This window comes from Mycobacterium sp. NGS58, from assembly GCF_059812385.1.
In genome coordinates this window covers 203,916-210,119 of sequence record NZ_JCALCO010000008.1, presented here as the reverse complement: position 1 = coordinate 210,119, position 6,204 = coordinate 203,916, and the positions used below count along the sequence as shown (strand labels likewise).

At 64.3% G+C, this 6,204-nt stretch carries 8 protein-coding genes; 4 read left to right on the top strand and 4 right to left on the bottom strand.

Annotation, left to right across the window (positions count from 1 at the left end; translation table 11 throughout):
• Positions 1-183: 183 nt before the first annotated feature.
• Both AC5Y4H_RS10720 and AC5Y4H_RS10715 read right to left on the bottom strand, forming a co-directional pair.
• Positions 184-1,023, bottom strand: a complete 840-nt coding sequence (locus tag AC5Y4H_RS10720; protein WP_499981236.1) for an SDR family oxidoreductase — start codon at positions 1,021-1,023, stop codon at positions 184-186.
• Positions 1,024-1,104: 81 nt separating this feature from the next.
• Positions 1,105-1,281, bottom strand: a complete 177-nt coding sequence (locus tag AC5Y4H_RS10715; protein WP_499981234.1) for a hypothetical protein — start codon at positions 1,279-1,281, stop codon at positions 1,105-1,107.
• A gap of 294 nt (positions 1,282-1,575) precedes the next feature.
• Between AC5Y4H_RS10715 and AC5Y4H_RS10710 the strand changes: the two genes are divergently transcribed.
• Positions 1,576-2,124 (top strand): MPT63 family protein, encoded by a 549-nt coding sequence (locus AC5Y4H_RS10710; RefSeq protein ID WP_499981232.1) that lies wholly within the window; start codon positions 1,576-1,578, stop codon positions 2,122-2,124.
• A 105-nt stretch (positions 2,125-2,229) separates the two neighbouring features.
• Positions 2,230-3,168 (top strand): lysophospholipid acyltransferase family protein, encoded by a 939-nt coding sequence (locus AC5Y4H_RS10705; RefSeq protein WP_499981230.1) that lies wholly within the window; start codon positions 2,230-2,232, stop codon positions 3,166-3,168.
• 32 nt (positions 3,169-3,200) lie between these two features.
• Here AC5Y4H_RS10705 and AC5Y4H_RS10700 read toward each other — a convergent pair whose 3' ends face one another.
• Together AC5Y4H_RS10700 and mbp1 are read right to left on the bottom strand one after the other, a co-directional pair.
• Positions 3,201-3,935: a winged helix-turn-helix domain-containing protein gene (locus AC5Y4H_RS10700; RefSeq protein ID WP_499981228.1), complete on the bottom strand. Its 735-nt coding sequence runs from the start codon at positions 3,933-3,935 to the stop codon at positions 3,201-3,203.
• Between the two features lie 200 nt (positions 3,936-4,135).
• The gene (gene mbp1, locus AC5Y4H_RS10695; protein WP_007775289.1) at positions 4,136-4,375 is read right to left on the bottom strand and encodes a microaggregate-binding protein 1; all 240 of its coding nucleotides are present in this window, start codon (positions 4,373-4,375) and stop codon (positions 4,136-4,138) included.
• Positions 4,376-4,722: 347 nt separating this feature from the next.
• Here mbp1 and pyrH point away from each other — a divergent pair, with 347 nt between their 5' ends.
• Both pyrH and frr read left to right on the top strand, forming a co-directional pair.
• The gene (pyrH, locus tag AC5Y4H_RS10690; RefSeq protein WP_499981226.1) at positions 4,723-5,556 is read left to right on the top strand and encodes a UMP kinase; all 834 of its coding nucleotides are present in this window, start codon (positions 4,723-4,725) and stop codon (positions 5,554-5,556) included.
• A gap of 65 nt (positions 5,557-5,621) precedes the next feature.
• Entirely contained in the window at positions 5,622-6,179 is a 558-nt protein-coding gene (gene frr, locus AC5Y4H_RS10685; protein WP_083065136.1) for a ribosome recycling factor, read from the top strand.
• Positions 6,180-6,204: the final 25 nt, after the last annotated feature.

Sequence of the window (6,204 nt, the reverse complement as noted above, 5' to 3'; positions counted from 1 at the left end):
CGTATCCGATGACTCCCTATCCAACGGTCACCAACGGCGTGGGGCCCACGTACCCGACGGAGCCGGCGCCCGTGATACCGCCGTGATCTTCGAGAACCATTGTTTCTCTTGCTGATTCGGATTTCTGCCAACCGTCAAGCCGCTGAGCGCTCGGGAACGACGCGATCCCGACGGATCGCCCACCTAGAGGATCGGTCGGCCGCCGGTCACCGCCACCCGCGCCCCGGAGATGTAGCTGGCGTCATCGGAGGCCAGCAGCACGTAAATCGGAGCGAGTTCGGCGGGCTGGCCGGCGCGTCCGAGCGGCACGTTGTCACCGAAGGATTCCACGCTGTCCGGCGGCATGGTCGACGGGATCAATGGCGTCCATATCGGCCCGGGTGCCACGCTGTTGACCCGAATTCCTTTGTCGCCCAACAGCTGGGCCAGGCTGGCCGAAAAATTGGCGATGGCCGCCTTCGTCGCCGCATAAGGCGCCAGGGTGGGATTGGGCGTGTCGGAATTGACCGATGAGCTGCCGATGATCGACGAGCCGGGGCGCATGTGCGGCACGGCCGCCTTGACGAGGTAGAAATACGCGCCGATGTTGAGCGAGAAGGTGTACTCCCACTCCTCGTCGCTGATCTCATCGAGGCTCTTGTGCATCATCTGATAGGCGGAGTTGTTGACCAAAATGTCGATGCCGCCAAGTTCTTGCACCGCCCGTTCTACGACTGCGCGGCAGTGCGCAGCATCGGAGAGGTCGCCCGGCGCCAGTACGCATTTGCGGCCCGCATTCGCGACATAACGGGCGACGTCGCGCGCGTCGTCATCTTCGTTGAGATAGGCGATCAGCACGTCGGCGCCTTCTCGCGCGAATGCAATCGCAACCGCGCGGCCGATGCCGCTGTCGCCGCCGGTGATGATCGCCTTTTTGCCCAACAGCTTCCCTGAGCCCTGGTAACTGTTTTCACCACAATCAGGAATCGGGTCCATCTGGGCCTGTACACCGGGGACGGATTGTTGTTGTGCCACAAAGCCCATGCGATTTCCTTTACGGGTTCATATTTGCAATTCACATTTCAGAAGGCCGCGCGACGTTCAGACTTCAACCGGCCAAACGCTTTACGATTCGCCCGGCACGGGGCCCGCCGTCGGCACATCCGGATCGTCGTCGGCAGGCGGCTCGGGGTCGCGCCATTCCTCGCTACGACTGGATCTGTTGCCGCGAACCGTGCCTTCCAGCTCTTCCTTGAGCGCGTCGTCCTCGCGCGAACCGTGCTTGGAGTTTCCGCGTTGCACGTCGCTGCCCCCTTCGCGGCTGTTCGGCTTGCCCCCTGACTCGCCAATTGCCAGGTAAGGCCCCAGCGGACCGACTACCCGTCAGCGCCCGAGCTAATCACGGGGACGGCTGTGAGTAATGGTGCAGTTGTTATCCACTGATGCGAAAGCTGCTGCTTGACAATGCAAGTCAATTTTCGCGGTTAACCGGCGGTTATGCGTGCAGATGTTTAAGTCTGCGGCCCATTGGCTATTTGCTGCGTATATCGCCATGCCCTTTCGGGGGGCAATTGTTCGACACGAGAGGAATGGACAATGAAGGTCACGAAGACTGCCGTCGCGACAGCCGCCGCTGCCGGAGGAATTGCGGTGGCAACACTTTTCGCGACGCCCGCTTCTGCTGCGCCGAACATTCAGGGGTTCGGCACCAGCGAACAACTTGTCGATGGGCCGTTGGTCACCAATTACACGGTGAGCAATCTGCAGCCCAGTAATGCAACCATCCCTGGCTACACGCCGAAAGGCACGCTGTACCAGGCCGACGTCACCGCCAGGTCGGATGGCGGGCTGGTGACGCCGATGGTCAACGATTTCATCGCCCGCGGGCCCAACGGCCAGAACTACCGGGTGATCGACAAGGTTGGGGTTCCCAACGGGCTCAACCCGGCACCGATCGCCCAGGGTAATGAGGCCACCGGCACGCTGTACTTCGACGTGACCGGCGCACCGCCGAACGGCGTGGTCTACAACGACGGGATGCAGGACGTCCTGATGTGGACGTCCAACGTGCAGGGTGGCTCGGCGCCTGCGGCGCCGAACAGCCCGGCCCCGGGTGCTCCGCCCGCGCCGGCGGCGCACACCTGAGCCGCAACGTAAACCGGCTGCAGATTCTCCCCGCGCCATGCGAGTGGCGCGGGGAGATTTGCATTCGAGGGAATCGTGTGCGCCCGAATCGGGTATTCGAACGGCATGAGTAACCCGGATCACAGGCCCGCGCCAGTACGCGCCCAAGCGAAGCGGCAGGCCGAACAAGCCCGCGCGGCAATGGAGGAACGACGCAGCAACCAAGCCGGCGGGCTGAGCGGCTGGGTGGCCGAGCGTGCGGCGCGATGGGATCTTTCGGGCCAGGATGAGACCACCTTGCAGCGACAGAAATATCTCTGGAATGTGCTGGTGGATTACTGGTTTCGGATGGAGATCGACGGCTGGGAGAACATTCCGGAGAAGCCACCGGCGCTGCTGGTGGGGATTCACTCCGGGGCCCCGTTCGTCTGGGATGCCTGGACCGTTGGCCTGCAATGGTGGCGCCGGTTCGGGCAGGAGCGCCCCCTGCACGGCACCGCGCACGATGCGTTGATGGCAATTCCGTTGTTCGGGCGCTACTTCCGATCGATGGGAGTGTTGCCTGCCGCCCCCGACGCGATCGCCACCGCATTGGCGGAGGGGCGTGACGTGGCGCTGTGGCCCGGTGGGGAAGTGGACTCGTTGCGCCCGTGGACCGAGCGCGATCAGGCCAACCTGGCGGGGCGTACCGGCTTCGTCAAGATGGCGATCCGAGCCGGCGTGCCGATCGTGCCGATCGCGACCGTCGGCGGCGCTGACGCGATGCCCGTGCTGATCCGCGGCGACCGGTTGTCGAAAGCCCTGCGCCTGGACCGGATCCTGCGCCTCAAGGTATTTCCGTTGGCCGTCTCGTTGCCGTGGGGAATCGCACCGGCGGCGCTTCCGCAGTTGCCCCTGCCGGCCAAGATCAGGACCCGGTTCATGCCCCCCGTGGAACTCGACAGCGATCCCGAGCGGGCGGACGACGCCCAATACGTCGACCGTAAGTATCACGAGGTGCAAGGCGCCATCCAGGACGGAATGGATGCGCTGGCGCGCAAGCGTGCATTCCCGTTCTTCGGCTGATACCCGCCATAAGCGTCGTGGTCCCGGGTGCGTCAGGCCCGCGCGGGCGTCCTGCTCGAGCTCCAGATCGGCGTCAGCCTCGAGTCGGTGACGACCCATTCCGGTTGCGGCGGCGTCGCGGCCCGGTAGCCGACGCCCCGGACGGTCTCGACCATGAATTGGTGCCGGGCGCCCAGCTTGGCGCGCAGCCGCCGGATGTGGACGTCGACCGTGCGCACCTTGCCGGTGTTGTCGTAGCCCCATGCTTCTTGCATCAAGCGAGTTCGGGTGAATGCCTGACCGGCATGCTGCACAAGGAAATTCAGCAGTTTGAATTCCGTGAGTGTCAGACCGAGGTCGTTGCCGTCCATCGACGCGGTGAAACTGGCTGGATGTAGCAGCAGGTCGCCGAACTTAAGGGTGCCGTCGACCGCGCTGCGGCGGCGGCTGATCGCGAGGCGCAACCGGGCCTGCAACTCCTCGGCTCCGGTGCCGGGCAGCATCACGTCGTCGAAGTTGGAGTCGACGTCGACGGCAGCGGAATCTGCCGGTGCCACCAGGGCCACCACAGCGGTACCGGGGTTGTCGGCCGTCAGTCGATGGCTGACGTCCTGAGCCATCGCCATGTTCGTGCGCGCATCGATGATCGCGATGTCGGCCATGGCGCACTGTCCATCGGTGTCGGCCGTCAGGGTGGTGCGGCGCATCGGCTGCGCGAACGTCGACAACAACGGTAAGGCCGATTCGAAGTCATCCTCATCGGTGAGCACCACCACGTCCAACGGCATCTCCTAACCTCGTGACGTCCCGGTTCCCCCCCGGTCCGTACACACCTCTGCGGAGATGTCGTACAGCGCTAGGCGTGGGTACCCATCCCGCCAAAAACTATGCATTTGCTATGCAAAACTGCGGTCGGCACTGGTGGGACCCTCGAGAAAACGAAAGGCCCGGTCCGTTTCCACGGACCAGGCCCCTCGCCTTCGACGCGCTACTGGTTGTCCTTCTGACGCTCCTCGGCCGCCTTGGCGCCGCCTCGCGCGGCTTCCGCTTCGGCTTCCTTCTTCGCCGCGTCACGCTGCGCGTCGGCCTTGTCCTGCTGCGCCTGGCCCTCGCGGGTGAGGTCATCACGACCGGCCACCGCGCCTACGGCCTCCTTGGCCTTTCCTTTGACGTCCTCGACGACGCCTTTCACAGCTTCGGCAGGTCCCGACTTGTTTTCTTCAGCCATGGAAATGCTTCCTCCTCGTTGGCGTACTGTGAGCGATCCAATGCTCACCGGCGATCGCGAGCGATCCACCCGGTCATACGGCGAGGCCGGTCCTCATTGCTCGAGACCGCATATTGCTGCCGCGTTGATGCGGGTTCCCATGCCAACCGTGGCTCAAACGCGACCCCGCAGAAAGGGCGTTGGTGCCGGGCGCATTTCGGTACCGAGAGACTCGAAAATTGGTCCGGCGCGCCAACTATGCGCATAATGCACCCCGTCGACACCGCATTGTGCTGCGATGAGGCAGGATGTGAAATGCCGTTCCGGATGGAGATCGCCCGGGATGGCACTCTCATGCGAGGAGTCTGATGACGGAGTCCAGGGAGTCCCAAGTCGCCGGTTCGGCGGCTCCGGGGCCCGAGCCGGCACCCACCAGCAACGGCGCATCGACACCTGCACCGGAATACGGAGTGGGTTCTGACCAGGCGCCGAGCCGGGCCAGGTACTCGCGGGTGTTGCTCAAGCTCGGCGGTGAGATGTTCGGCGGCGGTCAGGTCGGCCTGGATCCCGATGTCGTGGCGCGGGTGGCGCGGCAGATCGCCGAGGTGGTTCGCGACGGTGTTCAGGTCGCCGTCGTGATCGGCGGTGGCAACTTCTTTCGGGGTGCGCAGCTTCAGCAGCGCGGCATGGAACGCACCCGTTCGGACTACATGGGCATGTTGGGCACCGTCATGAACAGCCTTGCGCTGCAAGACTTTCTGGAGAAGGAGGGCATCGTCACCCGGGTCCAGACCGCGATCACCATGGGCCAGGTCGCCGAGCCCTATCTCCCCCTGCGCGCCGTACGCCACCTGGAGAAGGGGCGCGTGGTGATCTTCGGCGCCGGCATGGGACTGCCGTACTTCTCCACCGACACCACGGCCGCGCAGCGTGCCCTGGAGATCGGCGCCGAGGTGGTCCTGATGGCCAAGGCTGTCGACGGCGTGTTCGACGCGGATCCCCGCCAGCATCCCGATGCCGAATTGATCGCCGCGATCAGCCATCGTGAGGTCATCGACCGCGGACTACGAGTGGCCGATGCAACCGCGTTCAGCCTGTGCATGGACAATGGCATGCCGATCCTGGTGTTCAACCTGCTGACCAATGGCAATATCGCCCGAGCGGTCGCTGGTGAGAAGATCGGGACTCTGGTCACCACCTGAACCGAAGACGCGATCACTTGCGCGTGCGAGGATGCGCAGCGCAGCACTGAGGAGGAGCGGCGTACATGATTGACGAGGCTCTCTTCGACGCGGAAGAGAAAATGGAAAAGGCCGTGGCCGTTGCCCGCGACGACTTGTCGACCATCCGGACCGGGCGCGCCAACCCGGGCATGTTCTCGCGGATCGTCATCGACTACTACGGCGCGGCCACGCCCATCACGCAACTGGCCAGTATCAACGTGCCCGAGGCGCGCCTCGTCGTCATCAAGCCCTACGAAGCCAGCCAGGTGGGCGCGATCGAGACGGCGATTCGCAACTCCGACCTCGGTGTCAACCCCACCAACGACGGCACCCTGATCAGGGTGGCGGTGCCGCAGCTCACCGAGGAACGCCGCCGGGAGTTGGTCAAGCAGGCCAAGGGCAAGGGGGAGGACGCCAAGGTTTCGGTGCGCAACATCCGCCGCAAGGCGATGGAGGAGCTGCACCGGATTCGCAAGGACGGCGAGGCCGGCGAGGACGAGGTCGGCCGGGCCGAAAAGGACCTGGACAAGACCACCCACCAATACATCACCCAGATCGAAGAACTGGTCAAGCACAAAGAAGGCGAACTGCTGGAGGTCTAGCGACCGCTCAGCAGCTAAGTTCATC